Genomic DNA, 26,419 nt, shown 5'->3' on the forward strand with positions numbered 1-26,419 from the left:
CAGGTGGGGTAGTTGTTACCGTCCTTTTCTACATTGGGTCCTTGTTGGGGATAGCTTTGTATAAGGCTTTTCAATCGTTTAAGAGGAGTCGTTAAAAGCTACGTAGCGGTGATCCGGAAATAAAGAGGTGCTTGTACATTATTGCCACCTCTAAGAAAGGGGCAAAAGGATTCCAAGTCTGAAAGGAGAAATTACTTTTTTCTTTTGAAAGCTTCGCCCTTTAGGGTGGGGATGCAGTGATTGAAAAACCAGCCCTTGGGAAGACGAAACCCTTAAATGTCTTGGCTTTTTAATAAGGCCTCGGAGAGGCCACTCAAAAAACCCGATGAGACAAGGTTTTACGTTACCACTCCGCCTTGGAGTGGTTGACGTTGTGAGGCGTCTTCAAAAACCGCCTTCGAGCGGCCAAAAACCAAAGGTTTAGCCTCTGAAACCATAACCCCAAGTCCCCTTTGGGGATAGGGGTAACGGGGGCGAGACCGTCCCCTCGGGCTGAACCGAAACCGGCAACGGGAGTAGGGAATGAGTCGCCCGTAAACCTCTCCGCCATTGGCAAGGGGTTAAAGCCGAACCCTCGTCGTTCACGGCGGGGAGGAGGTCAGATTAAAGGACACTTCAGAGGTTGTAGGCATGGAGTGGAAAAAGAGAGATAGCGGTGCACCGGTATTCGTAAAACCGTATTACACCACCGCAACAAGGATCGTCGGAGTTTTCTTTGGTGGTGTGGAAGGGACAACAGTAACGGGTTTCAGCGAAATTGACGGAATATTCTGTGAGTTAGGGAACATGGTGGTGGCATATGATAGTTAGGCGTGCTGTTGTTGTATTTTTCTTTTTATTGCTTATTGGAGCTTTTGTATTTTCCCGAGCAATGAAAACCGCCGAAGTCCAGGTCACCATATACTACCCAGGGGAACTCGTGAGCGAAGGCTACCTCGTGGAGGACGGCCAAGTAATCCTCAAGTTCCATGCACTAAATAGCTCCGAGGAAATCAAGACGAAGCATGAAACCTTCAAAGTTCGTTGCTTCTTCTGCAATCTTGATCTTGAGAACGCAACCATCCTTATAGATGGAGCCTCTCTGAACCCAACCTGCAGGGATTATATCATGAGTTTTGATAACAAGGGAGATATTGTTGGAATGCAGTACATTGTGAGCCCTTACAACTTAAGCGAGATTGCAGAAATCCGTATTCCAGAAGGATACAGCTTTCAGGACTTAAAATTTGAGAACAACACCCTAGTGATCCTGGTATCCCCTGGAAATAGCGAAATTATTAAGATTGTCCGCTCAGAGGTTATAGCCGAACACAGGGAAGGGCTCAAGAGGGGATGGGTGAAAGTAATCTACACCGATGGAAGCAGAAGCTGGGAAGGCAGAGTGTACAATTTTGGAGAAGGAGAGTGCCCAGTGAGTATTAAGGCTTAGTGGTTCCCAAATGCCACAGTTCCTGAGCTTTTTGTCCTTGTGGGTTCCTTCGGCGAGTAAAGTATAAATTCCAAGATATCGACCTTTCTAATAAGGTGAAGCACAATGGAACCCATCATCCGCAAGGCCAAACCCGAGGATAAACCATTCATCGAAGAAATAGCAAAGCTAACATGGGAAGGTGAAGATTACCTCGCAAGAGTCTTTGATAGCTGGGTAGAAGATGGAAACCTCTATGTTCTTGAGCTTGAGGGAAAAGTAATCGGAACGGCAAAGCTGACTCTTTTACCCGATAAGGTTGGTTGGCTTGAAGGGCTTAGAGTACACCCTGACTATAGGGGCAGGGGCTTTGGAAGAATAGTTCACAATTTCATGATACAGAAAGGAAGGGAACTTGCAGAAAAGAGCATCATAAATGCTTTGGAGTTTTCGACTTACTTCCTCAACAAGGAGAGCATAGCAATGGCAAAGAAGGATGGATTCAAGATTGTGAAGCGCTACTACATTATGGGGAAAGCTGTAGAAGAAATTAAACCTTCAAAGCCATCCGACAGCACAATAGCCTCTTTAGAAGAGCTTGAATACGAGGAGTATATCCCAGTAGGATGGAAGTTCGTTCATAAAGTCCCGGAAGCTTTAGACTGGCTTAAAGAAAAAGCTATTATCAAAGAATGCGGCGGAACCAAGTTCATGATGCCCAAAGACTCCGAAAGTGCCTTTGTACCGTTTCACCTTTCAAAGCCATATGTAAAACAACTCCTCCCCTGCATGGCCCAAGAAGCCTTGAAAGCAAATCAAAAATACCTTGAAATTATGGTGCCTGAAGAGAGAAAGAAATTGCTTGAGCCCCTCAGAGAGCTTGGCTTTGAAGTCTGGGACAACTGCAAGGAGCCCAATGTGCTGGTGTTCAGGAAGGAGTTAAAATTTTGAAAAAAGATTTTATTCCTCCAAAAACCTTTCCACCTTCTCTACCTTCCCTTCTATAGTTTCAAGCCTTTTTTCAATGCCTTCTAGCTTTGAAACAAGCCGGGAGATTTCATTTGCCGTTTTAATTTCTTCCCTGTCATGCAAAGAGTAGCCAACGGAGTAGGAGATACCTGCCGCCATCAGGAACAATACTATTGCAATGCCTATGTTTGAATAGTTTGCGCCCCCTTTCAGGATTATTACTGTAGACAGAACTATTGCGGCTAACCAACTTGCTAAAATAATCACATCTCTCGTTCTCATCCGACCACCTCCTTCAGGATATCAGGAGAGATCCTAACATCAAACGGAACAAGTTCATAAAAACCTAAGGGCCATTCCTCGTTTTTCATCCATCACGACTCTGCTCTTAACTATTCCCGCCTTTTCGAGCTTTTTTAAGTGGATTTTTGCGAGAGCCCTGCTTATTCCAAGTGCTATGGCTATCTCATTAAGATACATTGGTCTGTTCTCTTTGGCAAGCACCCCAACAATTTTGAGCCTTAGTGGATGTCCCAGCCCATCGAGTATTCTTGCCAGTTCTTCCACATCCATGTTATCACTTGATAACATGTAATAAAATGATTACATATAAATTTTTCGGTGATTCGTTCAAGATTTGAGAATACACCATGAGGAAAAAACGTACAAGACCCTGCTATTTAAGTTCCCTCAAGGATGCTCCCATTACTCCTGCCGAAAATTATTTAAAGTTTTTTCACCCAAAGCACGACGCTTTAAAACTCTGTGAGGGTTCTTTATGCGCTGGAGTGAAATTCCCAGGGAAGCCAAGGCCTACATGATCTACCACACCCTCATAGCGCCAGGCCTAATAACTTGGACGCTCTTCCCACTCTACCTCATGATGACGGGCTACTCCGTCCTCGAAGTTGGAGCGTTCTTCACGATAGTCAACATCACCTCGATCCCGCTCACCTACATCTTCGGCAGGCTCTTCAACCGCTGGGACATCAAGAAGGGCCTCATAGCGATAGACATCCTCGACGGGATAGCCTACGTCATGTACGGCCTCGCCAAGGGAGCGACAGCGCCGCTGATGCTCTTCGGCGGAAAAGTGATCGACAAGCTCTCCACTCTCCTCTATCCTCTCTACCAGGCCTACGAGCAGATAATTTATCCTGAGGACAAGTACGAGGAGATATTCGCTTGGCATCTAAGATTGCCCGAGATAGCCACCTTGGTGAGCTTTCCGATAATGGGCTACCTCCTCGGGTACGTGTACAATAAGCCGGAGCACTACCGCCTGACCTTTCTCTTCTTCGGCCTCTTCTCGGTCGTAACGGTTACCTATCTCTGGCTCTTCCTCCCGAGCGTCGGGAAGGAGGAGAGGATAAGCCCGGAAGGGTTCACGTTCAAAGCGGGTGAGTTCAAGCGTCTAATCGCGTTTGAGACGCTCTTAACGCTCGCGTGGGGGCTTGCACCGGAGTTCATCCTCATAAACTACGTCGTCTTCGTGCTGAAAAAGACGGTCTTCGAGATAACGCTGATAGCGGTCGCGAGCAGCATTCTCAGGATAGCGGGTACCTACGCCAGCGAGCGCGTTCCAAAGAATAAGGGCTTCCACGTGATAGCTTTGGGGATGTTCCTCAATGCCCTCTACGCCTTCGTGATGGCTTTGGCTCCGCCATTCTGGCTTGCATTGGCGGTTTACGCCATCGGAGACTTCGGCAACGCGCTGTGGTTCCCATTCTATCGCTCGTGGCTCTTCAAGCTCATCCCGAAGGAAAAAACCACCGAGTTCCACGCGGCCCTTTCGAGCTACAACAGGGCCCTCGGCCTCGTAACGCCGATCGCGGCAGGAGCCCTGGCGAGCATTCGCCCCACGCTGCCCTACGGCGCGAGTCTTACCTTCTTCGCCCTGGCCGGGGCGATGCTCCTAATGGTGGGAGAGAAGGCTAAAACTCGTTGAAGCTCACGACATCCTCAAGCTTTTTCCTCTCGTACTTTGGCTTTGGATCGGCTGGATAGCCAACGGGGAGTATCGTCTGGAGCTTCCACTCGTTTGGCACCCGGAGGAGCTCCTTGATGGGCTTTGGGTTCGGGGGCGTATACGTTACCGTCCCGAGGCCGAGTTCCTCAAGCGCAAGGAGAAGGTACCCAACGGCTATCCAAGTGGAGTGGAGCCAGTATGGGGCTTTAGTGTGTCCGAAGACGAGGATTAGGTAGGGAGCTTCACTTAAGAAGGGCTTCTCCGGCTTAAAGCCCTTGGCGTTCAGCCAGGCTATGAGCTCTCCCTTGGTGTGAGAGTAGAACTTCTCCTCTTCCCTCTCGCAGGCTTCACGGATTTTGGCCTTGAGCCAGTTGTCATCAACAACGACGAACTTCCAGGGCTGGGCGTTCATCCCGGAGGGGGCCTCCTTTGCCGCCTTTATGGCCTTCAGGATGTCCTCCTTTGGCGGCTTATCCGGGAGAAACTTCCTCACGGTCTTCCTGCGCTTCGCAAGCTCAAGGACGTGCATGGCACCACCGGCATAACTTGGCAGGACGGGGATAAAAAAGTTTGGACGTAGAACACTACCCCATCCCACACCTGCCACAGTCTTGTTCCCATGCCTCCTCCCCCATTTACTCAACGAACCCACGGTAAGGCAGTTAGGAGGGCAGCTCATAGAGGAACCGGGGAACTTCCTTTCCAGAGAGCACCCTGACGTCCTTTGGGTACCTTCCCGTTTTGGCCCTCTCCCCAGACTTCACCTCGACCTTTAGGCTATCGGCTATGGCATCTACCTCGTAGGAATTGCGATAGTAGAAGACCTCGCCGAAGGCGCGGTAGAGGTGCTCCTGGACAACCCACTCGTAAAGTATATCCCTCTCAATTTCCCTGCGCGTCCAAAGCTCCATGGCCCTCGCCATCAGGGGGTCCCTGAGCGCGAACTTCCTCTCCTTCCTTGGATAGAGTTTTCCATCCCCGCCGAGGTAGGGGATCTGGAGGAGCAGGTGTAGGGCCTCGAAGAGCTCTATGTAGTCCCTCGCTGTGTGGGGGGAAACTCCTACTGCCTTCGCTATGGAGTTGAAGGAAACTGGCGAAGGGGCTTTATCGATCACGGCCCCCATTATTTCCCTTGCCAGACCAGTGGAGCGCTCAAGGGCTTTGAGATCTGCCTTGATGAGCCCAACCAGCTCCTCCACCCTCAGAGTCCCGTTGAGGTGGGCAAGGTAGCCGCCGGTTTCGAGGTAGTCCTCAAAAACCTCCTGTCCCTTCGAGGGGAAGAAGTCGTCGTAGAAGAGGTTGTAGTAGTCCCTGAAGCTGAGGGGCATCACCGTTACGTCCCTTCCGTGCCCCCTCCTGCCGCCGAAGGTCTCCACCTGCCTGCCGACGAAGAGCGATATTGAGCCGGTAACCGTTATGACGTCGTTCCGGAGCTCGCCGCTGTCTATGAGGAACTTCAGTGCCCTCCACCAGTCGCGGACGAGGCTGACCTCGTCGAGGAAGATGAAGGAGCCCTTAACTCCCTTTCTCTTCCGCATCCTCAAGTACTCGCGGAGAACCTCAAGGAGATCTTTGTAGTCCTCAAGGACGTCGCAGCTGAAGTAGAAGACGCGGTAGGGGTTCTCCTTCACGAGCTCCCTGATGAGGAGCTTTATCCCGAGGGTCTTTCCGACCCTCCTCGGCCCGACGACGAAGTTGAGGGAGAAGGGCTTCATCGAGAGCTCCTCAAGCCAGTTCGGCCTCACCCTGTAGGGCAGGCTCTCAAAGAGCTCCCAGCTTTTGTCTGGCTCGCCGAGCCACCAGGGGTTCTGGACCTCAAGCATGTGCAGTTGTAGTGCAAAGGTATTTATAAAACTTTTGCAGTGAGAGTGCAAAACTCTTCCCGCCCATGCACTCAAAAGGGTTTTAAGGATTGGGCCGCGGTGCCGCTGAACTCATAGCCCGGGAAAAGGAGGACAGACTAGAAAAGCTCCGTAAGGAGCGTTGAGCCCCCTTTCGTTCACACAGTTGAAACCCTAACATCCGAAAACCTTAATTATGATAACTGCCATTATGATAATGGTGATTATCAAATGATGCCCTTCGTGGACAGGAGGGAGGAGCTGAAGTCCCTCCGCGAGAAGCTCAAGGGAGAGGGCTTCGAGCTTATAGTTATCTATGGTCGGAGAAGGGTCGGAAAGACGAGGCTCGTTCTTGAGGCAGTCAAAGACCTACCCCACGTCTACTACCTCGCAGTCGAGGGGGACAACCTCAGGCACTTCCGCGAGACCGCCGAGAGGGTCTTTCCTGAAGTCAGGTACTCCCGCGAGGACTGGGAGGGAACGCTCCACGCGCTCAAAGGGAAGGTCATCGTCATAGATGAGTTCCCGAACCTGATAAAGGAAGATCCCAAAGTCCTCTCGGTTTTTCAGAGGGCGATCGATCTCGACCTCTTGAATTCAAGAACGAAGCTGGTACTCCTTGGTTCTTCAGTCGGAATGATGACCGAAAAGGTCCTCAGCTACAAGAGCCCCCTCTACGGCAGGAGAACTGGCTCGATGAAGCTCAAGCCGATGAGTTTCTTTGCCCTCAAAAAGTTCTTCCCAGATGCGAGCTGGGAGGAGCTGGTTGAAGTTTATGGCCTTACCGATGGTATTCCCTTCTACATCACTCGCGTTAAACTGCCCTTTTGGGAGTGGCTTGAGAAAGAACTGAGCGATCCGGTGAGCTTCTTCAGGGACGAGGTCGACTTTCTTCTCCGCTACGAGTTCAGCGAAATAGGCACCTACAAGAGGATCCTTGAGGCGATAGCCCTCGGAAGGACGACCCCCAAGGAGATAAGGGACTTCACTGGGATGAAACACTCCGACATAACCCCCTACCTCAGGAACCTAATTGCCGTTGACCTCGTCGTCCGCGAGGTTCCGGTGACGGAAAAGCCGACCTCGAAGAGGGGGCGCTACTATTTGGCCGACAACTTCCTCGCCTTCTGGTTCCGCTTCATCTATCCGAACCTCTCCCGCATCGAGGAGGGGACTTTTGATGTGGCTGAGATCAAGCAGGATTACCCCCACTACCTCGGCCGGGTGTTTGAGAAGGTCGCTAGGCAGTTCCTCATCGAGCTGAACAAAGCCGGAAAGCCCCCGCTCCGCTTTATCAAAATAGGTCGCTGGTGGCGTAAGGGGGAGGAGATTGACCTCGTTGCTTTGAACGAGCGTGAAAAGAAGGCCCTCTTCGTTGAGGTGAAATGGAAAGATCTTAGGGGGAGGGAAGCGAGGGGGATTTTGAAGGACTTAGAGAGGAAGGCCGAGCTCGTGGGTCTCGATGAATGGGAGAAGTATTACGGACTTGTGGCAAAGAGGGTGGAGGGAAAGGGAGAGCTCAGAGAAGAGGGCTGGCAGGTTTGGGATTTGAGGGACTTCGAAAGGCTTAATTCTTTTGAGGCCAAAGTTTAAGGGGTGGAGAAAATGCTGCTTGCACACCGCAAAAAGAAAGGATATGTTGTCGAGAAAGGGCTTTTTGGTAGAGAAAAAAAGATCGAGCAAGAATATCTGTACGAGAAACATATTGGGCTTACACCACTTGCTGACAATGCCCTAGGAAAGGCATTAGGAACAGATGTGTCCACACACACTTTGTCGGAAAGATTCGCTACGCAAACGTTGTAGAAGGGCACCACGACGCAGCGGGGTACGACGCGTTGGTTGCAATTGGCAAAGAGATTATAAAGAGAGTAACCGGAACACAAGATCCCGTCGAAACGACACTACATATACTGCAGAGTTTCGGAAAGGAAAACGACAGAGAATTCGTAAAAGAATTTAGCCCAGACAACCCAAAGCTGGAAAATTATCACCAGCACATTCTAGTTTACTACCCAAAATACGAGGACTTTTATAGGAACCACAAAGAAGAGTTTGCAAACCGAGCCACAGAAAGTATAGAGAGGATCCTAGGTAGGAAGCTAACATCTGAGGAGCGCCAAAAGCTGAGAAGAGCTTTCGAACTCGCAGCGGAATATGGCAAAAGATTCCATGATATGTTCAGAGGCGTAGATGAGAGCATGTACCACATGGTAGCGGAATCTGCAGAAGTGCACCGAACGGAGGGTTTTAAAGCAATAGAATACGCTGAAAAAACTCTGGGGGTGGATCTTCTCGAAAAAGTGGGAGACACCATACTCGAACTAAATAAACTCTTCCCCGGATTCTCAAAGCCAGAGGAAGTCTACGGCGACCGTTGGTACGAATTCCTCAAGAAGAAGGGCATCGATCCAAAAATACTGGAGCCCGCTGGAGCTAAGTCCAACTTCACCCAGGTTCAGAAGAAGGACGTCCCCAAATGGATCTTGGAGACAGTCCCCGAGGGAGTGAGGTTGGAGGTCCTCTCCCTCGTGAAGGCCGTTAAGCTCGTAGGTTCTCCAGAGGCGAGGAGCAAGGCCACTGAAGAACTCAGGGAAAAGGTTGAGGAGATAGCCGAGGGAGAGCTTAACGAGGAGGCCTTCCTTAGGGCCTGCCTCTATGCCCTCGCGGCCGAGCTGATAGCCCGGGAAAAGGAGGACAAGCTCGAAAAGCTCCTCGGGGCTGGCTCTTGATACCATCGGGTAAGCGTGGGGGCGTTTAAATTGAGTAGAAATGTTGAGGAGCGGGTTATTGTTGGACAGGGGCCCCTGGTTTATCTTCCCTTTGTTTTGTTTGGAGTGACCCCCACGCTTGGCAGTCTCCCGGACAACATTACCAAACGGATTCGGGGGTGATGTGCCAGCCACCAGGACAGCACAGCGTCCAAGTTACCCAACCCTCTCGAGTCTAACGTTTAAAAGCTCCCTGTACCGCTCGAATCCCTCTTCATCAACGATGTGGAACTCAAATGGGTGATAATCGGGCAGACCTGCGAGCTCCTCTATCCTCGCCTCAAGTTCGGCCCTCTCTCGGAGGCTTTTTGGGACTTTTTGAACCTTTATCAGCAGGTCAACGTCACTCCCGGCGGTGAACTTACCACTTAAGACGCTTCCAAATACGTAGAGCTCGCACTCGCCAAAAACCTCCTCACAGGCTCTCTTTATCGTAGGAAGGTAGCGCCGGTAGTTCTTTATCATGAGGTACCTCTTCCTCCCGCGCTCGATCATTGCCTCAAGGGTTTTTTCTCTCGAACTCATTAGCTAAGCCCTCCACGAAGTCCATAACTTCTCCCACGAACTCCATGAGCTCCTCTGCATCCTCGCGGTAGTAGCGCCGCGGTTCGTACCTCGTGCCTATGTATGCATCCTCAAGCTCCCTTAGGAGGCTCCTGTGCGACCTTATGAAGTCAGCTACCTTCTCTTCCGATTCAAGGGCTTTCCCAAGGGCCGCTAGAAGCTCCCTCACCGAGTGGGTTCTGAGCCTCACGTCAGCGTATTTAATCAGTAGGGCTTTGAGGTAAAACTGGAGCGCCTGCTCCGCCAGAAAAATCGCGGCGTCGTACTTCTTCCCCTCAAAAGCAGAGTTAGCAAGCTCCATGTAGTCCTCTGACATCTGAAGGAGAACCTCAACTTCTTCGTAGTGCATCGTCCCACCGAAGTTAGTTTGAGTACCAGAAATTAATATCTTTCGATGTCGAGGCTAAAGATAGAAGCGGGAGGAAAGTCTCACGCCTCACCCATCTGCGATGTGTAGAGCCTGTAAAAGTAGCCCTTCTTCGCTAACAGCTCCTCTGGAGAGCCTTCCTCTACAATCCTCCCGTCGTCAACCACCACGACCTTATCGGCGAAGCGCGTTATTCCGAGGCGGTGGGCGATTATGATGCTAGTCCTCCCCTCCATCAGCCTGAGCATGGCATCCTGCACCAGCCTTTCGGTCTTCGGGTCAACGCTTGAGAGCGCCTCGTCGAGGATAACTATGTCAGGATCCTTTAGAAGGGCCCTCGCGAGGGATATGAGCTGCCTCTCCCCAACGGAGAGGAGCTTTCCGGCCTCCCCCGCGGAGGTGTTGTAGCCCTGCGGAAGCCTCTCTATGAACTCGTGGACGCTAAGCTGCTTGCAGACCCTTATCACGTCCTCCTCGCTCGCCTCCGGGTTCGCCATAAGGATGTTCTCCATTATCGTTCCCGGGAAGAGGTAGGTCTCCTGCGGGACATAGCCTATTCTCTTCCTCAGGCTCTTTCTGCTTATCTCCCGCCCGTCGATTCCGTCGTAGCGAAGCTTACCGCTCGTCGGGTCGTAGAAGCGCATTATCAGGTTCGCCATCGTGGTCTTTCCGGCTCCAGTCTTCCCGACAACGGCCACCTTCGTGGCGGGGGGTATGTGGAGGTTTACCCCCTTGAGGACGGGGACGCCGTTCTCGTACTCAAACCAGACGTCTTCGAACTTGATCTCGCCCTTCAGCCTCTCCACTTCTCTTCCAGAGTAGTCCTCAACGTTCTCGTCATCCAGAACCTCGTATATCCTCTCAAGCGCGGCTAGGGCCGACTGCAGGCTGTCGTAGAGGCCTATGACCTCGTTTATCGGCCCGCGGAAGCGCTGGGCGTACTGGATGAATGCAACGACAACGCCAACGCTAACCGCGCCCTGGTAGGCTAAATAGCCCCCATAGGCAATCACGACTATGACCGAGAGCAGGCTGGTTATGTTCATGAGCGGCCAGAAGAGGCCCATATACACGGCCACCCTCAAATAGGCCTTTATGGTCTCCCTTGAGACCTTCGAGAACTCCCTCTCGACGTCGCTCTCCCTTCCAAAGGCCCTTATGGTCTCAACTCCAGCCACGCTCTCCTCCACGACGCTCGAAATCCTCGCTATCTTCTGCCTCGTCTCCCTGTAGGCCCTCCTCATCTTCCCGCCGAAGTAGTAAGCGACGATGACCATCAGCGGGACGCTCGTGAGAGTCACAAGCGTCAGCTTCACGTCGAGGAGGAGCATGGCAATTATTATGCCTATGAGGCTGAGCAGACTGCCCAGGCTGCCGAGGAGGCCCGACACAAGGACGTCGTTCACTATTCCGGTGTCGTTAACTATCCTCGAAACGAGGTCTCCGGTCGATTTGTCCTTGAAGAAGTCTAAATTTGAGAGGAGCACCTTCTCGTGGAGCCTTGCCCTCAGGTCGCGGAGGACTTTCTGCCCAAAGACCTCGATGTAGAACGTCTGGAGCGTGGCGAAGAACCACTGGGCCACGAGGGAGGCAAGGTAGAGGAGAGCCACAGCTAAGAAGCCGGAATAATTGTTCGCCAAAATGTAGCGGTCTATCGCTATCCTCAGGATGTACGGGGGAGCGAGCGTGGCCAGGGCGGAGCCCACTATGCTCGCAACGACTATCGCGAGGGTTCTTTTATGGGACAGGGCCTCACCTATGAACCTTTTTAGGAGCGCAAGGGACGAGTTAGCCGCCATTCCACCCACCCCTGCCCAGCATCTCGCTGAAGAGGCCTCCTTTCTCTGCCAGCTCCTCCGGCTTCCCGTCCTCCACAATCCTGCCATCAACAATAACTATGACCCTGTCCACGAGCCTCACCATTGAAAGGCGCTGGGAGACGATAACGGCAGTTTTGCCCTTTAGGATGTCCCTAAGATCAGCAATCAGGCTCTCCTCGGTCTTCGCGTCGAGGTTTGACACTGGATCGTCGAGGAGGATTATCTTCGGCTCGAGGAGAAGGGCCCTCGCCAGGGCTATCCTCTGCCTCTGGCCGCCGGAGAGGGTTACGCCCTTCTCACCGACAACGGTGTCGTAGCCATCGGGGAGCGAGGAGATGAAGTCGTGGATTTTCGCTATCTTGGCCGCTCTGATGATCTCCTCAAGGCTAGCGTCGGGCTTCGCCAGCGCTATGTTCTCCCTTATGCTCCTATTGAAGATGAAGGGCTCCTGGGGAACGTAGGCGACTATCTTCCTCAGGCAAGAAGTCTTTATCTTCCTCACGTCCACGCCGTCAATGAGGACTTCCCCCTTTTCCGGCTCGTAGAAGCGCGCTATGAGCTTTAACAGGGTGCTCTTCCCACTTCCGGGCGGGCCGGTTATGAGGACTTTCTCCTCGGGCCTGATTTTCAGGTTCAATCCCTTTAGCACCGTTTTTCCGGTGTGGTAAGTGAGGTAAACGTCCTTGAACTCGATCTCACCGCGCGGGTTGGTGAGCTCGACAGCGTCAGGCGGGTCGATGTGTTCAGGGGCAGAGTCGATAACCTCAAAGAGCCTTGACGCGGCGGCAAGGCTCCTCTGGATGTCGCCTATGGTGAAGCCGAGAGCTCTAAGGGGCCACGTCATGGTTAGCATGTACGTTAGAAAGGCCGTGAGTTCACCAACGGTAAGGTTCTGGCCCATTATCGCCCTTCCGCCGTAGTAGAGCATGACGCTCATAGCTATCCCCATTACAAGGAATGGCGCGTTGCCGTAGAGGGCAGTTATCTTGGTGGCCTCGACGTTGAGGGAATATAGCTTCTCGTTCTCCTCCTGGAACCTCCCCTGGATTTCCTCCTCCACGGAGAGGGCCTTTATCGTCTTAACTCCCGCTATGCTGCCCGTCGAGACCGAGGCTATAACTCCCGTCTGGTGCCTCACCTCGTCGTATATGGGCCTCACTTTCTTCGCGTAGGTGGTGTTTAAAGCGACCACGAGGGCTATCGTGAGGAGAGCAACACCTGTGAGGGCCCTGTTCATGCGGGCCATGTAGTAGAGCGAGACGAGGATGAGGAAGATGGAATAGACGAACATTCTCACGCGGAACGACAAAAAGCGCGTTATCCTCTCCGTGTCGTTGGTTATCCTGCTTATGAGCTGGCCGGAATAAGTCTTGTCGAAGAACTCCATCCTGTGCCGCTGGATTGCCCTGAAGGCGTCCATACGGAGGTGGTAGACGGCGTGCTGAGCGGCTTTAACCAAAAGGTACCTCCCGCTGAAGCTGAAGGCCCCGTTGAGAATAGCAACGAGAAGCACGAGGAGAGCATAGCGGATGGCGAGCCTATACTCGCCGGTGGTTACACCCTGATCTATGGCCTCCCTTATAAGAACCGGAATAACGCCGTTGGTGTACGACATCAGGAGAACTATGGCTAGACCACCTATGAAGTGGAGTTTGTGGTCTCTGAGGTAGCCTAGGAGCCTTTTGAGTTGCCGCACTGAGTCACTCATGGTGGAAAGATTGAGTCCGCTACTATAAATATTTGTCGGTTAAGATGTCCATCTGATAAAGCTTTCAACATGCCCAGGGCTTGACCATCAGTGCCGATGTTGTTACAAACCATGTAAAAACCACTAAAGCGAGCTCGTCAATGCGTTTTTCGTAGTAATCGCGATGAAGAAAGTACAAGAGGGCAGTTGCGAGGAAAAGGAAGATGAGCATCATCACAAAGCCTCCACCATAGAGCGTCTTGCAGATGCCAACAGGGACGAGAAGAAGGCCGAAGAGTAAATGGCTCTTTGCGAACTCCTTCAAACCATAACGCCCAAGGATAAGGTAAGCAATGAGCAAGGGAACTATCAAAATGGCTAAGGCGAGAATCCAAGTAGATGTTACACAGTAAAACTCGACACAGGGGTTCTGTCCGACTCTTCGAGTAGTCATGTAGAAACTGACAACTTTCCAGTTGCCGATTCCGAGGTATGTTTCGATGAAAAAGACAAAGAAGGAATATGTCACCATAAGAGCTGGCTTTCTCCTCATTCACTTCGCCTCAAAACTCAGGAATCCTTATAGGCGCCTGGAGTTCTTTTTCATTCTTTTCAAGATCCGTCGCAAGCATCCTTATCCTCTCGACACCCTTTATCTCCTTTATGAACTCGGCCACACTCTTTGGCACCAGATCCTCCCATGGTTCGCCTTCAATCATTCTCCTCCTTATTTCTGTAGCAGAGAGTATATCCTTCCTGAACATCGGCTGGACTACTACTTTATAACCCCTCTCTCTAAAAAGCTGTGCGACAAGGGAATTACCGGTAAAGACTACGTCAAACTTCGGCACCATTGCTTCCACATACGGGGCCCAAATGGAGTTGAAGTTTATATCTGGTAGGGCAACGAGGAAGTATTTTCCTCTCGGAATTCCTTTTTCGTCTAAAGCCCTTATAAGCATCTCCATTCTTTCGCTTGTTGTAAATGGGTTTTTCAAAGTATGGCTAACCTGAGCACTCCCAATGCCAATTATAACCTCATCAACCTGCTTAAAAACGTATTCGAGGGCTTTTAAATGTCCATTATGTACGGGCTGAAATCTACCAACGAAAAGACCCCTCATCATCTATCCCTCCCCATAGATTAGTTTTACCTTCACTTCATCCCCAACCTTCAGTCCCAAAAGCTCTGCAGCTGAACCTTGATTAACCGCTATCTCAAGATAATCATGACTCCCTGGAAGAGAGAGCAACTCCCCAGGTTTTACCTTGCCATAGGTGTCCAAATAGGGAATTTTTCTTCCCAGAATCTCGACGTATTTCGGTCGTTCATAGTTCTCGAGGTTTAGAATGACGTTTCCAAAGTCATCGATATAGATAACCTTCAAAAGCCAGCAATCTTCTTGTTTTTTGGGCTCTAGATCAAGCTTGATTATGCTTTCTATGTCAATTTCTTTTCCAAACCTCGAAGGCTCATACCCAAGACTGAGCAGAGCTCCCGCAGGGCCAAAAACATCTCTTCCGTGGAAAGTTGAGCTTATTTTCCTCCCAATGATCGTCTCCATTTTTTTGAGGTCTATTTCATATGCGGCTTTTGGTTGTATCCACTTAAGGGGAAGCGTTGCTAAGCCGTTGTCAGGGAGCACTAAAAATTGGGTGCCTTCTATTATGATTGCTCTCCTCTCGGTGCCTACCCCTGGATCAATAACCCCTACGTGGATAGTGTTTGGGGGGAAATATTTTACAACCTGCTCCATAACAAAAGAGCCCTCAACAATGCTGTGCCGTGTTATCGAGTGAGTAATGTCAATTATTTTTGCTTCCGGATTTATTGTCAAAATAGCACCTTTCATTTCTCCCACATAGGGCCCTTTGACGCCAAAATCTGTGGTTAGAGTTATCACTGGCACCACCTAAAAATTATTAAGGTTTATCTTTAAAAGAACTTTGGGGGAAAGCATGAGGTATTTAAAATTTATTCCAATCGTGCTCATTCTTCTGATTTTCTCTTCTGGATGCTTAGTTAAGGAACCGGCAAAAGTTGATATTAACCTAGACAAAAGCGTCGTTAAGGAGGGGGATATTTTTCATATAATAGTTAAGGTCAACAACACTGGAAAAGTCGCGATAACTGGGGTTAACCTGTATCTTAACAACCCAGACTTTAGGATACTTCAAGCCCCTTCTTTGCAGGCACCTCTCAAAGTAGGCGAGAGGGCAGAGCTTATATGGATAGTCCAGGCTCCTTCAAATCCCGGTAGATATATGCTCAAAGCATCCGTAGAGGTAGTGGATGAACTTCAGAGAACGTGGGGTGGATTCTATAAAGAATTGATAATAAACGTCGTGGAAAAAGAAAGCGAGATACCTTTATTTGGGGTTTTGAGTGCAAGCGTTGCTTCTCCAGAGAAAGTTGAAGGGGGTAGCGAATTTAGAGTTGAGATAACGCTGAAAAATACTGGCAACGCCCCCATAACACTTAAAGGAATCTCGCTGAATCTATTAGATGGCATGGAAATTGTCAGAGAGCCAGAGGTTCCAGCAAATATTCTTCCTGGAGAAGAACATGGGCTGATTTATGTGATCAAAGCCCCCTACATGCCAGAAGAGGGATATATAACTATCTCCGTAATCTACTCTGAAAATGGAGAGGAGAAGAGAGAGCTTAAAAACAGATTTGTCAAAACTCTTTGGAGACCGTGGAACTATGATGACGACATTTTAAGAGTCGCTTATGGTGAGGAGTACTACTGGATAGGGCTACCTTACCTCGTTGATGGATTTTGGAAAGAAAAATTCAATTCTACATCCAGGATAAACCGAGAACTATTAAAGAATGAGTCTCTTTCACTTGTGAAAAACGCCACCTCAGAGATTGAAGCTGCGAAGGCAGTTTATGATATGATTAAAAGCAGATACACCTTTGGGGACATCACAACGACCACAAACCCCTCTAATATACTTCCCCAGAATAAGATAAGCTACGAAGAGGGCACACTTCTTTTCACAGGGATTTTAAGATCTTTGAATATTCCGGCTAGGGTTGTAACACTTTATAACGGGGAAGACTGCACGGAGAATGCAATTTCAGAGTTTTATTCAGCGGGGAGATGGTATGTTGTAGACTTCAAGAGAGAATTCTTTGGCTCGAGAGAAGAATACATAGCAACCCCACATTTCCCCAAGATCTATCAGATGGTAACGGATGGGTTCTACAATCTTGTAGCTCAAGCACCGGAAGAGGAAGAAAAGCACGAGCACGTGGATGTAAGCCCCAAGTATTTGGCCAATATAGAAGAGTCCTTAAAGAAGGTCGTCTCTGAAAGACTTAACCCTATGGTAAAGCCAAAACTATCAGTGGTGCTGATCAACATGAATCAAAACGAGCGTATATTCACCCTTTTCTTATTTGCTTCTGCCTCTGAAAGAGAACTAAACCTTGTCTTTCAAAAGGCTGACCCAAAGAACCTCGCAAAAAACGTTGATGCACTATACAAATTTTATAAAGACAAACCATGGCCAGAAAACTTTAGAGAGTACTGGGGTATCCTGATGGAGGTGTACAAATGATAGTGGTGCTCAGATTGGGACACAGGCCGGAAAGGGACAAAAGAATAACAACCCATGTAGCCCTAACTGCGAGGGCTTTTGGAGCGGATAAAATTATAATAGCAGCCGAAAAGGATGAGCATGTGTATGAGAGCGTTACAGACGTTGTAAAACGTTGGGGAGGGCCGTTTGAGATTGAATTTAACCCCCACTGGAGGCAGATTTTGAGAGAGTGGAAAGGAAAGATAGTTCATTTAACTATGTATGGAATACACATTGATGAAGCTATCTCAAAGATAAGGGAAGTAGCAAAGAATGAGGACATCTTGATTGTTGTTGGTGCTGAGAAAGTCCCGAGGGAAGTTTATGAGATTGCCCACTACAACGTGGCTGTTGGGAATCAGCCCCACAGCGAAGTTGCAGCATTGGCGGTGTTTCTCGATAGACTTCTTGAGGGAAAAGGACTCAAAAAAGAATTCAAAAACGCAAAGGTTAAGATAATCCCACAAGAAAAAGGGAAGAAGGTAATATCTCTGGAGGAGCAGGGAGATGTTGAATAGATACCGTTCAAAAGTTAAGGGATACTTAGAGGCTATAGTAAAGCCTTTAGCTAAAATAGGCATTACCCCCAACCAGCTTACATTTGTTGGACTGTTGATATCTCTTTTAGGGGCGTATTTCTTTGCTCAAGGCTCTCAGAGGATTGCCGCATTAGTACTGCTCTTTGGATCACTTGTAGATGCCCTTGACGGAACTTTGGCACGGCTTACAGAAAAAACTTCACGGTTTGGAGCATTTTTAGACTCAACCTTCGATAGAATAAGCGATGGGGCAGTGCTGTTTGGAATCGCATATGGAGGGTTAGTAAAATGGGAGATTGCAGTTATTGCGCTCATAGGTTCATATTTGGTTAGTTACGAGAGATGCAGGGCGGAACTTGCTGGAAGCGGTACTCTCGCAATTGGAATAGCTGAGAGGGCAGAGCGGCTCCTCATAATAATTGTAACGGCCCTTTTCAACAGGGTCGATATTGGTGTTTATGCCGTTGCAGTTTTAGCATGGATAACGGCATTCCAAAGATTGTGGGAAGCGAAGAAAAGATTGGATTGAGAGGAAAAGCTAAAACGGGATGATGAAAATTTCGCTAGCGGAGCTTGTGAAGATCCCTGCCGTTACTGACCGTTTAGCTCTTCAATTATTACCACTATCTCTCTAAGGTCGCTTATAACAAATTCACACTCTTTCCACAGCTCTTTTTTGTTTCCCTTCTTATCCAGCAGAACACTGACCATGTCAACCTGCCTAGCGCCTACACAGTCTTTAAGAGGATTATCACCAACGTATATTGCCTCTTCCCCTTTTACATTTGCCTTTTCCAGAGCTAACTCAAATATCCGTGGGTGGGGTTTGTAGAAACCTGCCTCCTCACTTGTTGTTATGCTGTCGAAGAGTTCTAGAATACCCAAGGCTTCTAGTTGGGCTTTGAGATAGTCATTGTCAGAATCCGTGATGAGTCCTACATGATATCCATTGGCTCTTAAGGTTTTTAGAGTTTCGAGGGCTTCATCGTAGAGTTTCCCATACTTTTGATGCATTTTAAGGTGAATTTCCCAGAACTTGGGAGAGACCTCAAAATTGTATTTCTTAGCAAGCTCCTGCATAATTTCTTCCTCAAGCAACTTAATTGGTTTGTAGGGCTTCCCTGCAAATTCCTTAAATCTTTCACTTGTAAGAGCTTCGTATTCTTTCCATACCTCCACTGGGTCAACGTTCTCCGCTTTAACCTCTCTCAAAACTTCTTTTATTATGTTCTGGTGGGTAATGTCTTCATGTTCCTTGCTGAGCAGCGTACCAACGAAATCAAAAAACACCGCCTTTATCATTACTTATCACCAATACAAAAATGGTCTCCCGTCTTAAAAATCCTTTTATTGTGGGGGGATTAAATATCTAACAAGCGTGAAATATAGTTGGAGAAAAGACAACTAAATAGAAATACTTTTGCCTGATTTTGCCATTTAAACGTAAAATCTTGGAAAATGTATTTATAGAGCAAGGGAATATAATCGAAGGGGGTGACTGTGCTCGAGGCTGTACTGCTGATATGGGGGGTTAGAGACGAGGTATTGGAAAAACTTCCAATAAAAGGTCACTGGCTGTACGGAGAATACGACTTCATAGCATTTTTAAGATTTGAAGACAACAAAGAGTTGGAGGAGTTCAAGAGAGAGCTGCATCATCTAATTGGAAGTGAGAAGTTTAAAATATATCCAGTAAAATATTCAGCAAGAAAGGAACCTTTCCAGCCCTAAAGTCAAATTAATTCATAATTTCGGTTCCATAATGCCCATCTTCTTAAGTTCTTCATAAGCTTTCCTTAGGACTTCTCGGATTTTATACCTCTTGTTGAGCCCTCCAAGCTTATAAGCTGCTTTTCTAAGGCTGCCTGACTGCAAAAAGAGCTTTAAAAGTGCAACCTCTTCAAAACTTAAATCTTTTAGGTGTTTCAGGGCAAGCTCTGCTATCTCGATTGGATTGTTGCCCTCATATGGAAAATCTGCCGACAATATGGGCTTATCCAGCAGCTTTGTGAATTCAAATTCAATTATAGTTACCTCCGTGTCAGGTTTTATGTTTTTGTAGTGTTCTTTAAGGGCATCCAAAAGCTCTTCTTTGTTCTTAAACCCGTCCTTAACAGCGTCTTCATCAGTAAGCTCGGAAACTTTCTTCCTCTCAACTCTCTTTATTCTAGCCTTTCCAAGAACATAACCTCCTGCATGGATAAGAACCTCATCTCCTGGTTTTAGGTTAACTTTGCCCATCCTTATAGTGGCATTTTTCTTCCCGTTAAGGAGCATATCTTTGTATTTTCCATCGAACTTTAGATTCTTCATTTTATTCCCTCCTTGGTTTCAGGAGGCGGAACTTTATGGCGATTACTCCATAGCGGTTCTCCTTCCATTTTGGATACATATTGTGGAATCTTTTCACAGCCTGTTCAAAGCTGGGCTTATCTGGAAAAATCTTTTCTATAGGTTCCTCCCTCAAAACCTGCCTAAAGGTCTCATATTTTTTAACTGAGATAACCTCCGCAGGAACTTCATTGTTAAATAGTATTTTATCTTTGGGCTTGATCCCCTTTAGCTGTGGGTAGGCTACCCTAACCTCGATCCGCTTTTCTCCGCTTTTTATCATCTCAAGATATTCATCCCTAACGTATAGTTTGTGCACTTTCATTGCTCCTTTAGTTAGTGGGGTAGATGCCTTAAAAAGATTGCACAAAAATGAAAAGGTTTAAATCATTTGAGAGCTAAATATACTTGGTGTGATAAAATGCGAAGAGCTCAAAGTGCACTTGAGTACCTGTTCATACTGGCTGCTGTTCTGATACTGGTTATGGTAACCATAAGAGTTGTTTTCACAAGTGTTCAGGCATTAAACTCATCAGTAACTGAATACATCGACACCGTAAAGGACAAGATTCTTGAGACTCTGTGAGGTGGTTCAATGGAGCTCTTTTTAATAGGTCTCGGGGTTATAATGGGCATTCTAACCTCTTACACTGATATAAAAACTGGATTTATAGAAGATAAGCACGTTTTTCCAATTGCCGGGATTGGGATTCTTTATTATCTCTACTATGGGATTGCCATAAAGCATGACGTTTTCTACGCATTCTCCGGATTAATAGGACTCGCCATCGGATTTTTGTTGGGTTATCTGCTCTATCTCATGGGAGGCTGGGCAAGTGGGGACGTTGTTATCTTAATGGGCTACTCAGCTCTCTTTCCATACGCATCAAGCTATGCAAAGATAGTTCCTCCTTATGCGATAAGATACCCCCTGCACGGCATAACCCTCTTATTTAACAGCATACTTGCTGTGTTCCCCTTCATTTTCTTTTATTCTCTCGCAGTGTTAGTAATAAGGAGAAAAACTGCCCAATTAAAGGGGATTTTCATCGATAAATGGCTCAAGCCCTTTGAGCTTGCCCTCTGGATATCCGCGGCTTTTGTGATTCTCAGAATTGTCGGGAAAGCTATTCCTCCTCAATTTGGGGTTTTAATATGGGCAATAGCGATAGTTATCTTAGCAAAACTGCAAAAGGTTGGAGATGTCGTTGGGTTAATGCTTTTTGCTTATGGTGCATTTAAAACGCCGGAAATCGTCTACAGCTATTTGAAACTTGCCGCAACATTTTATACCTTTAAGGTGTTCTTTTCCCTTGTAAAGGTTTTAAGGGAGGAAGTATTGACAAAAAAAGTTTCTGCTAATGAGCTTAAGGAATGGGACATCCTCGGCGAGTGGATATATGAAAAGGACGGCAAAATCTACAGAGACAGAGAAAGTTCTTTTGACAAGGTTATTAGGGCTTTGAAAACTCTTAACCTAAATGCGCTGAGAGTTGAATACGACAAACTAATCGCCTCACCAACGGCTGAAGGGCTCAGAAAAGAGGACATAGAGACCCTCAAAGCTCTTGTGAACGAAGGAAAGTTGGAAGATGAATTTGTTGTAAGGAATGCGATGCCCTTTGCACCGGCCTTATTTTTGGGCTTCTTAATATCGGTGTTTTACGGCGACTTATTCTGGTGGCTCGTGCTAAAAAGCTCAGGGCTTTAAACTTTAAAAACCTTGCAGAATTTAATATAGAAAAGGGATGATGAGCTTTTGCTTTGCTGATTGTGATGAACACGCCCTTCTCTGACCTACCCTTTTTCTTTTAGAATTTTCCCAATGATTTCCTTTACTTCATATAGGTTTCTCGCAAGGTAGTCCCCTTCAACGCCCTCATGGGGGTTAATTGCTATGCTCACATCCGCAACTTTGAACATCGCTATATCGTTATGCCCATCACCTACAGCTATGGTCAGCTTCGGCTTGAGCTTTTTTTTAAGCTCGAGCAATATATCCCCCTTGTTTCTGAAGTCTACCCATGGAAGAACTTCTCCGGTTATCTTGCCTTTTTCGTCAAAGACAAGCTCGTTTGCATACACAAAATCAGCCTTAAGTTCCCTTCCGACCCTCTCAGCAAGGCATTTAAGGCCACCACTAATTATTGCAATTTTAAAGTTCCTCTCTCTCAAGAATTGAAAAAGCTCTTCCACACCTTCAAAATACTCAACTGAATTTGCCCATTCCATAACCTCATCTTTTGTCCTCCCTTTCCAGAGGGAAGCATCCAACTTTGCCCATGTTGCATAGTCAAACTCCCCAGCAAAGAACATTTCTGCGTATTCTTTCCCTTTGTCCCACGTACCAAACTTTTTATGAAGCTCAACCCAGCTTGATTTGGATTTTACCAAGGTTCCTTCTAAATCAAACGCTATGAGGTACATCTCATTCCCTCCATCCATATTCTCCGATTAGAGGCACGAATGCCACGCCACCATGGTTTTTTATCTTTACCCTGTTGTCTTCACTTATCTTTATAACCTCAAGGAGCTCTTGCCACAGGTGGTAACTTCCTACAGGAATTAAAATTTTGCCTCCCACTTTGAGCTGTTCTATCAGAGGTTCGGGAACTTTGGGAGCTCCGGCGGTAACGATTATTCTGTCATAGGGAGCTTTTGGTGGAAACCCCTTAGTGCCATCGCCAACGATTACGTGCACCTTATCTTTGTAGCCTGCTCTCTCAAGGTTTCTTCTGGCAAATTCTGCAAGCTCTGGAATTCTCTCTATTGTATAGACATCTCGTTTAACGAGCTCATAGATCAAAGCAGCATTCCATCCACTTCCAGTTCCCACTTCAAGGACGTTCATTCCCTCCTCCAGCTCGGCAAGCTCCAGCATTATAGCGACCATGTGGGGAGCACTTATTGTTTGACCTGCGGGAATTGGAAGAGGCTCATCAACGTGAGCATATGTCCTATACCTCTCAGGAACGAACTTATATCTCGGCACTCGAAGAAAAGCCCTCTTTACTTTTTCACTCTTGATTATTCCTTCTCTTTCGAGGTTCTCAACAAGTCTCATCCATTTTCTATACAGCTCATCCTCTTCCATGTCCTTCACATATAAAAATTGCAAAAGAAGGATTTTAAGTTTGTGGAGATTGTTCCCCTTTGTACCCCCTATAAATCTCAAGGCTTCTGCTTGCCCTTGCCCTTATAGGTCTCCCCATAATTCTAACAATTTTGTCAGCTTTAGCTTTTCCATGCCTTAGCATTTTATTTTCAGTTTTTATTTTGTCTATCTTGAAGGTATAGCCTCCGACTTCCAGAACCTCCCCAACTGCAAACTCTTCTTCCCTATCAACTTTGACCTTAAATGACTGCGTAATTCCTTTGGGAAGATAGATGGAAACTCCAATTATTTTTGGGTAGGTCAGGCTTTCTCCCCAGAGCGTCTTAACGTCCTTTATTAGGGCTTTTTCAACCCGTTTGTTTTCCTCCAGCTCAATTCCAGTAATCCTAACTTCATCATCCTCAATCTCCACTATATCCCCTACCTTTATTTCCTCATCCTCGGGAAGCTCCGCAAATCTCTTGAAGCTTCTTTCATGTTTGCTAACTATTATTGGGATTTTAATGAGCTTGCTTAATGTGATCTGCCATACATGACCGCACTCACTGCATCTTAGCTTTACTTCTCTCCCTCTCTCTGATATAACCTCAACTTCCTCGCTTCCACATTCAGGACATACAAAATACTCTTCCATTTTCCTCACCTTGCAGCTTTGGATGACTTTTCTTTATAAAGATTAGCTCAGCTTTCTTTTAATCTAACTAGATACGTTCTTCCCTCTTTAACCCTTTCTATTAAGCCTTTTTCCTCCATGTCTCTTAACAGCAAGCTGACTTTTGCCTTTGAAAAGCCAAGGCGCTTTACAAGGTCGCTTTGGTAGAGTGGGCCTTCTTTAAGCAGTTCAAGAACCTTCTCTTCATCTGAGCGAAGGTCAATTAGGGTTTTTTCTTTTCTCTTATAGATAGTTCCAGCAAAAAAGCCGCCTAAAAAGGCTATAAAAATTGTTGCCAGAAACATCGCTAACGGGAACTGGTTTGTCACCTCTCCCGAAAATCCCACTATAAAATAGAACTCCTCCTCTGGTCTAACGTCTGTCTTTTTCCATTCCAAAATCAGTGCATTTCCCGTGCTTTCAACTTTATCCGGGGAGGGAACTACAGGAGATAGAATTGCATAACCCTTGGGAACGTAGAGTCTCGCGTAAAAATACCCAACCGGCTGGTTAAATTTGACGTAGTATGAAAACTGCTTTTTCCCACTAACCTCTTGGAGCATTCCTTCTGAATAAAAGCTTATTCTTATCTTTAACCTGCTTCCCGGCGAGACCTCAGGAAATTCAATATAAACGGCATTTATGTCACCCACAATTTTAGAAACACTTATGTTGGCTATTTGAGTTTTGCCGTTGATCTCAATTATTGCCTCTGGGTTTTCGATTGGGTACTCAGAGTAGAAAGTGTAATAGGAAAGGGGAACGTTTGGAAATAGAACAACCTCGATGGTTTCTTTGACCTTATAATCCTCCAGAATATCAAAATAAAGGGAGTAACTGTCCAAGTTATATTCGTACTCCTGGGAAACTACAAATTTTGAAGGCAAGAGCAGGAAAAATAGCATGGCTATTAAAGCTGACTTCCTTCTTGAGGGTTTTTTATTTTTAACAGTGGACATACTTCCATACACTCCTCGCAGTGAATACATTTCGCTGAATCAACCTCTATCTTTTTTGTATGGGGGTTTATTCTTAAAGCATTTTCTGGACACTTTCCGACACAAACCCCACATCCAACACACTCATATGCCCTCTTTATTAGGTAGTACGCCCTTATAGCATCTTCTCTGCTCTTTGCCCTAACCTCTTCCTCCGTAAACACTATAGTCTTTACCCTTATGGAGTTTTTATCTTCGCTTACTTCACCCAATATCGGGGCTACTTCTTTGATTCTTTTCAAGAGTATCTTCGTATTTATTTTGAGAATAAATTCTCCATCTCTCTCTTCAAGCGAATATCTTATAGGTTCCCATGTCCGTTTTTCCGGAATCTTTACTCCAAGTTCCTTTGCAATGGCCTTTTGCCCTTTAGTTAACCGCCTCCACCTCCAGAAGCCGTAGGTTATCCATTCCTCTGGCATTCCAAAGCGTTCTTTCCACTTCCTAAGCTCACTCTCCCATTTTTCCCACAGCTGCGGCTTTTCCTCCTTTAGTGTTTGAATTTCAGCTAGGGAAGAGCTTGGACACATAAAGCAGCCAATTCTGTCCAAACGGTTCTCATAGAGGGGGTTGTATTTCAGCTTGCGGGAGAATATGTAGAGCCACACCTCGAGGGCGTTCCAGTGAAATATTGGAGAGGCTCCAATTTCGTTAGGCACCCATGGATTTTTCCACACTCTGGGCTGCTTGTATCTCTGCAGGCTCTCGTACTTTCTCTGGCCCACAAACATTAGGACACCATTTGGGTAGTGTTCCTTTATCGTTAAGGTTATTGGGCCCAGCTTTGTAACTTTGCAACACCATCTATAGTCTCTTCCCGGGGGTGAAAAAACGCTGAGAGAGCTCCAGAATGCATCGCCAGCATCAGCCACGATAAATTTTATGTTTCTTTTCTCAAGATCCTGCTTAATTTCTCTTACATACTCAAGGGTTTCTGGGAACTCTATTCCAGTGTTGTTGAAAAACACCGTAAAGTTCTCAAATTCCTCAAGGGCTAAACCCAAAACGGCTAAGCTATCTTTTCCACCGCTGAAGGCAACGGCAATTGGCTTATTTGTATTTTGAGCAGTTGTTCTCATAAACGCTCTGGCTTCTTTAACTCTCTCCTCTAGCGCCGATTTGTTGGCCTTTATTACCTCTTCCATAGTTGCTTTCTTCCCTTCCCGGTATTGAACCTTTTTTTGGTGCCTTGTTTTTATCCCGGTACCGCGTTCTTTTTTATCAATCAGCTGTTCGTAATTCTTTTTAGCTATTCCTGTAGCGATGACTTCATCCTCACAGACCACTATAACGTCGTCTCCAATTCTAATGCTCTCTTCTGCCTCGATAACTCCCACAGGCAAAACGTTTGCACCGTTTTTTATCGGCTCTTTTGCACCCTTGTCAACTATAACCCACTTTTTCATATTTTTTCCAAAGCGCTTCCATAAGGCTATGGCACCTTCAATCTTCAACCCCGGCTTCCACTTAAGTTCAAGCGGGTCAAAGCGAAGCCACCCAAAAACGTAGCCGTCTACAATTATCTCATATACATCGTCTTCCCCAGGGGTTTTGTTCAAAAGGACTACCTTGCCGTCAAGTATCTCCCCTACATCAACACCATAATGGGCTTTAAACTCTCTCTTAATAAACTCTAAATCCTTTTCAAAAGCAAGTCTCACGTCTGCAGGGGGAGTTAAGTCTACCCTAAATCCCTCACCATGTATATCGCACTTCTCACTTATTAACGGGACATTACATTCCTCGCACCAGTGAATGTGGGCTTTCCCTAAAAATACTGGCCCTTTTCTCATTATC

32 protein-coding genes are annotated in these 26,419 nt (G+C 47.2%); 13 read left to right on the plus strand and 19 right to left on the minus strand.

The window, feature by feature from the left end; genetic code table 11:
* Window positions 1–630: 630 nt before the first annotated feature.
* From OCC_RS11790 to OCC_RS11800, 3 genes are all read left to right on the plus strand, one after another.
* Window positions 631–810 carry a hypothetical protein gene (locus tag OCC_RS11790; RefSeq protein WP_023843740.1) on the plus strand — a complete coding sequence of 60 codons (180 nt, stop codon included), beginning with the start codon at window positions 631–633 and terminating at the stop codon, window positions 808–810.
* Window positions 800–1,429 carry a hypothetical protein gene (locus tag OCC_RS11795; protein WP_004066997.1) on the plus strand — a complete coding sequence of 210 codons (630 nt, stop codon included), beginning with the start codon at window positions 800–802 and terminating at the stop codon, window positions 1,427–1,429. The genes OCC_RS11790 and OCC_RS11795 overlap by 11 nt, the downstream gene beginning before the upstream one ends.
* 105 nt (window positions 1,430–1,534) lie before the next feature.
* Complete coding sequence (locus OCC_RS11800; protein ID WP_004066995.1) at window positions 1,535–2,359, plus strand: GNAT family N-acetyltransferase; 825 nt, start codon at window positions 1,535–1,537, stop codon at window positions 2,357–2,359.
* Window positions 2,360–2,368: 9 nt separating this feature from the next.
* On the opposite strand, the gene OCC_RS11805 is transcribed toward OCC_RS11800, so the two are convergent.
* Together OCC_RS11805 and OCC_RS11810 are read right to left on the minus strand one after the other, a co-directional pair.
* On the minus strand, window positions 2,369–2,659 hold the full coding sequence (locus OCC_RS11805) for a hypothetical protein (RefSeq protein WP_004066993.1): 291 nt from the start codon (window positions 2,657–2,659) through the stop codon (window positions 2,369–2,371).
* Between the two features lie 54 nt (window positions 2,660–2,713).
* Entirely contained in the window at window positions 2,714–2,968 is a 255-nt protein-coding gene (locus OCC_RS11810; RefSeq protein ID WP_238565063.1) for an ArsR/SmtB family transcription factor, read from the minus strand.
* Between the two features lie 187 nt (window positions 2,969–3,155).
* Between OCC_RS11810 and OCC_RS11815 the strand changes: the two genes are divergently transcribed.
* Complete coding sequence (locus tag OCC_RS11815) at window positions 3,156–4,325, plus strand: MFS transporter (RefSeq protein ID WP_004066989.1); 1,170 nt, start codon at window positions 3,156–3,158, stop codon at window positions 4,323–4,325.
* Here the strand turns inward: OCC_RS11815 and OCC_RS11820 are convergent.
* Window positions 4,312–4,875 (minus strand): nitroreductase family protein, encoded by a 564-nt coding sequence (locus OCC_RS11820; protein ID WP_004066987.1) that lies wholly within the window; start codon window positions 4,873–4,875, stop codon window positions 4,312–4,314. The two genes, OCC_RS11815 and OCC_RS11820, sit on opposite strands and share 14 nt — an antisense overlap.
* A 133-nt stretch (window positions 4,876–5,008) precedes the next feature.
* Window positions 5,009–6,169 carry an ATP-binding protein gene (locus OCC_RS11825; RefSeq protein WP_048874726.1) on the minus strand — a complete coding sequence of 387 codons (1,161 nt, stop codon included), beginning with the start codon at window positions 6,167–6,169 and terminating at the stop codon, window positions 5,009–5,011.
* A gap of 249 nt (window positions 6,170–6,418) precedes the next feature.
* Here OCC_RS11825 and OCC_RS11830 point away from each other — a divergent pair, with 249 nt between their 5' ends.
* The 3 genes from OCC_RS11830 to OCC_RS11840 are packed head-to-tail and all read left to right on the plus strand — an operon-like array spanning window position 6,419 to window position 8,919.
* The gene (locus OCC_RS11830; protein ID WP_004066983.1) at window positions 6,419–7,780 is read left to right on the plus strand and encodes an ATP-binding protein; all 1,362 of its coding nucleotides are present in this window, start codon (window positions 6,419–6,421) and stop codon (window positions 7,778–7,780) included.
* 3 nt (window positions 7,781–7,783) lie between these two features.
* Window positions 7,784–7,993 (plus strand): hypothetical protein, encoded by a 210-nt coding sequence (locus tag OCC_RS11835; protein ID WP_148290464.1) that lies wholly within the window; start codon window positions 7,784–7,786, stop codon window positions 7,991–7,993.
* Window positions 7,994–8,025: 32 nt separating this feature from the next.
* Window positions 8,026–8,919: a hypothetical protein gene (locus OCC_RS11840; protein ID WP_004066979.1), complete on the plus strand. Its 894-nt coding sequence runs from the start codon at window positions 8,026–8,028 to the stop codon at window positions 8,917–8,919.
* A 195-nt stretch (window positions 8,920–9,114) separates the two neighbouring features.
* On the opposite strand, the gene OCC_RS11845 is transcribed toward OCC_RS11840, so the two are convergent.
* The 7 genes from OCC_RS11845 to OCC_RS11875 form a co-directional block, all read right to left on the minus strand.
* Window positions 9,115–9,483, minus strand: a complete 369-nt coding sequence (locus OCC_RS11845; protein WP_004066977.1) for a nucleotidyltransferase domain-containing protein — start codon at window positions 9,481–9,483, stop codon at window positions 9,115–9,117.
* Window positions 9,458–9,871 carry a HEPN domain-containing protein gene (locus tag OCC_RS11850; protein WP_004066975.1) on the minus strand — a complete coding sequence of 138 codons (414 nt, stop codon included), beginning with the start codon at window positions 9,869–9,871 and terminating at the stop codon, window positions 9,458–9,460. The genes OCC_RS11845 and OCC_RS11850 overlap by 26 nt, the downstream gene beginning before the upstream one ends.
* Window positions 9,872–9,951: 80 nt before the next feature.
* Window positions 9,952–11,688: an ABC transporter ATP-binding protein gene (locus tag OCC_RS11855; RefSeq protein WP_004066973.1), complete on the minus strand. Its 1,737-nt coding sequence runs from the start codon at window positions 11,686–11,688 to the stop codon at window positions 9,952–9,954.
* On the minus strand, window positions 11,678–13,417 hold the full coding sequence (locus OCC_RS11860; protein WP_048874646.1) for an ABC transporter ATP-binding protein: 1,740 nt from the start codon (window positions 13,415–13,417) through the stop codon (window positions 11,678–11,680). Before OCC_RS11860 ends, OCC_RS11855 begins: the two co-directional genes overlap by 11 nt.
* Before the next feature lie 64 nt (window positions 13,418–13,481).
* Window positions 13,482–13,949, minus strand: a complete 468-nt coding sequence (locus tag OCC_RS11865) for a hypothetical protein (RefSeq protein ID WP_004066970.1) — start codon at window positions 13,947–13,949, stop codon at window positions 13,482–13,484.
* Between the two features lie 10 nt (window positions 13,950–13,959).
* Window positions 13,960–14,523 (minus strand): nicotinamide-nucleotide adenylyltransferase, encoded by a 564-nt coding sequence (locus OCC_RS11870; RefSeq protein WP_004066969.1) that lies wholly within the window; start codon window positions 14,521–14,523, stop codon window positions 13,960–13,962.
* Complete coding sequence (locus OCC_RS11875; RefSeq protein WP_004066967.1) at window positions 14,524–15,300, minus strand: SAM hydrolase/SAM-dependent halogenase family protein; 777 nt, start codon at window positions 15,298–15,300, stop codon at window positions 14,524–14,526.
* Window positions 15,301–15,355: 55 nt separating this feature from the next.
* Here OCC_RS11875 and OCC_RS11880 point away from each other — a divergent pair, with 55 nt between their 5' ends.
* Genes OCC_RS11880 through pgsA form a run of 3 tightly spaced genes read left to right on the plus strand, consistent with a single transcriptional unit; the run spans window position 15,356 to window position 18,055 of the window.
* Complete coding sequence (locus tag OCC_RS11880; RefSeq protein WP_004066965.1) at window positions 15,356–16,966, plus strand: transglutaminase-like domain-containing protein; 1,611 nt, start codon at window positions 15,356–15,358, stop codon at window positions 16,964–16,966.
* A complete protein-coding gene (locus tag OCC_RS11885; RefSeq protein WP_004066963.1) occupies window positions 16,963–17,505 on the plus strand; it encodes a tRNA (cytidine(56)-2'-O)-methyltransferase in 543 nt (180 codons plus the stop codon). Before OCC_RS11880 ends, OCC_RS11885 begins: the two co-directional genes overlap by 4 nt.
* Window positions 17,495–18,055, plus strand: a complete 561-nt coding sequence (gene pgsA, locus OCC_RS11890) for an archaetidylinositol phosphate synthase (protein WP_004066960.1) — start codon at window positions 17,495–17,497, stop codon at window positions 18,053–18,055. The genes OCC_RS11885 and pgsA overlap by 11 nt, the downstream gene beginning before the upstream one ends.
* A gap of 62 nt (window positions 18,056–18,117) precedes the next feature.
* On the opposite strand, the gene OCC_RS11895 is transcribed toward pgsA, so the two are convergent.
* Entirely contained in the window at window positions 18,118–18,828 is a 711-nt protein-coding gene (locus OCC_RS11895) for a TIGR02253 family HAD-type hydrolase (RefSeq protein WP_004066957.1), read from the minus strand.
* A gap of 198 nt (window positions 18,829–19,026) precedes the next feature.
* On the opposite strand from OCC_RS11895, the gene OCC_RS11900 reads away from it, so the two are divergent.
* Window positions 19,027–19,257 (plus strand): hypothetical protein, encoded by a 231-nt coding sequence (locus tag OCC_RS11900; protein WP_004066955.1) that lies wholly within the window; start codon window positions 19,027–19,029, stop codon window positions 19,255–19,257.
* Window positions 19,258–19,269: 12 nt separating this feature from the next.
* Here the strand turns inward: OCC_RS11900 and OCC_RS11905 are convergent, their stop codons facing one another.
* Both OCC_RS11905 and OCC_RS11910 read right to left on the minus strand, forming a co-directional pair.
* Window positions 19,270–19,839 (minus strand): ASCH domain-containing protein, encoded by a 570-nt coding sequence (locus OCC_RS11905; RefSeq protein ID WP_004066954.1) that lies wholly within the window; start codon window positions 19,837–19,839, stop codon window positions 19,270–19,272.
* A gap of 1 nt (window position 19,840) precedes the next feature.
* A complete protein-coding gene (locus tag OCC_RS11910; RefSeq protein WP_020953841.1) occupies window positions 19,841–20,182 on the minus strand; it encodes an ASCH domain-containing protein in 342 nt (113 codons plus the stop codon).
* Between the two features lie 96 nt (window positions 20,183–20,278).
* On the opposite strand from OCC_RS11910, the gene OCC_RS12355 reads away from it, so the two are divergent.
* Complete coding sequence (locus OCC_RS12355) at window positions 20,279–20,443, plus strand: class III signal peptide-containing protein (protein WP_004066951.1); 165 nt, start codon at window positions 20,279–20,281, stop codon at window positions 20,441–20,443.
* 9 nt (window positions 20,444–20,452) lie between these two features.
* A complete protein-coding gene (locus OCC_RS11915; RefSeq protein ID WP_004066949.1) occupies window positions 20,453–21,568 on the plus strand; it encodes an A24 family peptidase C-terminal domain-containing protein in 1,116 nt (371 codons plus the stop codon).
* Between the two features lie 86 nt (window positions 21,569–21,654).
* Here OCC_RS11915 and OCC_RS11920 read toward each other — a convergent pair whose 3' ends face one another.
* Genes OCC_RS11920 through OCC_RS11940 form a run of 5 tightly spaced genes read right to left on the minus strand, consistent with a single transcriptional unit; the run spans window position 21,655 to window position 26,415 of the window.
* Window positions 21,655–22,284, minus strand: coding sequence for an HAD-IB family phosphatase (locus OCC_RS11920; protein WP_004066947.1), 630 nt, complete (start codon window positions 22,282–22,284; stop codon window positions 21,655–21,657).
* A gap of 1 nt (window position 22,285) precedes the next feature.
* Window positions 22,286–22,951: a protein-L-isoaspartate(D-aspartate) O-methyltransferase gene (locus tag OCC_RS11925; RefSeq protein WP_004066946.1), complete on the minus strand. Its 666-nt coding sequence runs from the start codon at window positions 22,949–22,951 to the stop codon at window positions 22,286–22,288.
* Between the two features lie 34 nt (window positions 22,952–22,985).
* Window positions 22,986–23,606 carry an HVO_0476 family zinc finger protein gene (locus OCC_RS11930; protein ID WP_004066945.1) on the minus strand — a complete coding sequence of 207 codons (621 nt, stop codon included), beginning with the start codon at window positions 23,604–23,606 and terminating at the stop codon, window positions 22,986–22,988.
* A gap of 47 nt (window positions 23,607–23,653) precedes the next feature.
* Window positions 23,654–24,529: a helix-turn-helix transcriptional regulator gene (locus tag OCC_RS11935; protein WP_004066944.1), complete on the minus strand. Its 876-nt coding sequence runs from the start codon at window positions 24,527–24,529 to the stop codon at window positions 23,654–23,656.
* A gap of 5 nt (window positions 24,530–24,534) precedes the next feature.
* Entirely contained in the window at window positions 24,535–26,415 is a 1,881-nt protein-coding gene (locus OCC_RS11940) for a phosphoadenosine phosphosulfate reductase domain-containing protein (protein ID WP_004066943.1), read from the minus strand.
* Window positions 26,416–26,419: the final 4 nt, after the last annotated feature.

Source organism: Thermococcus litoralis DSM 5473, from assembly GCF_000246985.2.
Taxonomy (GTDB): domain Archaea; phylum Methanobacteriota_B; class Thermococci; order Thermococcales; family Thermococcaceae; genus Thermococcus_A; species Thermococcus_A litoralis.

Coding starts and splice junctions, on each gene's coding strand:
- OCC_RS11790 (WP_023843740.1), top strand. CDS start 631: ATGGAGTGGAAAAAGAGAGATAGCGGTGCACCGGTATTCGTAAAACCG.
- OCC_RS11795 (WP_004066997.1), top strand. CDS start 800: ATGATAGTTAGGCGTGCTGTTGTTGTATTTTTCTTTTTATTGCTTATT.
- OCC_RS11800 (WP_004066995.1), top strand. CDS start 1,535: ATGGAACCCATCATCCGCAAGGCCAAACCCGAGGATAAACCATTCATC.
- OCC_RS11805 (WP_004066993.1), bottom strand. CDS start 2,659: ATGAGAACGAGAGATGTGATTATTTTAGCAAGTTGGTTAGCCGCAATA.
- OCC_RS11810 (WP_238565063.1), bottom strand. CDS start 2,968: ATGTTATCAAGTGATAACATGGATGTGGAAGAACTGGCAAGAATACTC.
- OCC_RS11815 (WP_004066989.1), top strand. CDS start 3,156: ATGCGCTGGAGTGAAATTCCCAGGGAAGCCAAGGCCTACATGATCTAC.
- OCC_RS11820 (WP_004066987.1), bottom strand. CDS start 4,875: ATGCACGTCCTTGAGCTTGCGAAGCGCAGGAAGACCGTGAGGAAGTTT.
- OCC_RS11825 (WP_048874726.1), bottom strand. CDS start 6,169: ATGCTTGAGGTCCAGAACCCCTGGTGGCTCGGCGAGCCAGACAAAAGC.
- OCC_RS11830 (WP_004066983.1), top strand. CDS start 6,419: ATGATGCCCTTCGTGGACAGGAGGGAGGAGCTGAAGTCCCTCCGCGAG.
- OCC_RS11845 (WP_004066977.1), bottom strand. CDS start 9,483: ATGAGTTCGAGAGAAAAAACCCTTGAGGCAATGATCGAGCGCGGGAGG.
- OCC_RS11850 (WP_004066975.1), bottom strand. CDS start 9,871: ATGCACTACGAAGAAGTTGAGGTTCTCCTTCAGATGTCAGAGGACTAC.
- OCC_RS11855 (WP_004066973.1), bottom strand. CDS start 11,688: ATGGCGGCTAACTCGTCCCTTGCGCTCCTAAAAAGGTTCATAGGTGAG.
- OCC_RS11860 (WP_048874646.1), bottom strand. CDS start 13,417: ATGAGTGACTCAGTGCGGCAACTCAAAAGGCTCCTAGGCTACCTCAGA.
- OCC_RS11865 (WP_004066970.1), bottom strand. CDS start 13,949: ATGAGGAGAAAGCCAGCTCTTATGGTGACATATTCCTTCTTTGTCTTT.
- OCC_RS11870 (WP_004066969.1), bottom strand. CDS start 14,523: ATGATGAGGGGTCTTTTCGTTGGTAGATTTCAGCCCGTACATAATGGA.
- OCC_RS11880 (WP_004066965.1), top strand. CDS start 15,356: ATGAGGTATTTAAAATTTATTCCAATCGTGCTCATTCTTCTGATTTTC.
- OCC_RS11885 (WP_004066963.1), top strand. CDS start 16,963: ATGATAGTGGTGCTCAGATTGGGACACAGGCCGGAAAGGGACAAAAGA.
- pgsA (WP_004066960.1), top strand. CDS start 17,495: ATGTTGAATAGATACCGTTCAAAAGTTAAGGGATACTTAGAGGCTATA.
- OCC_RS11895 (WP_004066957.1), bottom strand. CDS start 18,828: ATGATAAAGGCGGTGTTTTTTGATTTCGTTGGTACGCTGCTCAGCAAG.
- OCC_RS11905 (WP_004066954.1), bottom strand. CDS start 19,839: ATGAAGAATCTAAAGTTCGATGGAAAATACAAAGATATGCTCCTTAAC.
- OCC_RS11910 (WP_020953841.1), bottom strand. CDS start 20,182: ATGAAAGTGCACAAACTATACGTTAGGGATGAATATCTTGAGATGATA.
- OCC_RS12355 (WP_004066951.1), top strand. CDS start 20,279: ATGCGAAGAGCTCAAAGTGCACTTGAGTACCTGTTCATACTGGCTGCT.
- OCC_RS11915 (WP_004066949.1), top strand. CDS start 20,453: ATGGAGCTCTTTTTAATAGGTCTCGGGGTTATAATGGGCATTCTAACC.
- OCC_RS11920 (WP_004066947.1), bottom strand. CDS start 22,284: ATGTACCTCATAGCGTTTGATTTAGAAGGAACCTTGGTAAAATCCAAA.
- OCC_RS11925 (WP_004066946.1), bottom strand. CDS start 22,951: ATGGAAGAGGATGAGCTGTATAGAAAATGGATGAGACTTGTTGAGAAC.
- OCC_RS11930 (WP_004066945.1), bottom strand. CDS start 23,606: ATGGAAGAGTATTTTGTATGTCCTGAATGTGGAAGCGAGGAAGTTGAG.
- OCC_RS11935 (WP_004066944.1), bottom strand. CDS start 24,529: ATGCTATTTTTCCTGCTCTTGCCTTCAAAATTTGTAGTTTCCCAGGAG.
- OCC_RS11940 (WP_004066943.1), bottom strand. CDS start 26,415: ATGAGAAAAGGGCCAGTATTTTTAGGGAAAGCCCACATTCACTGGTGC.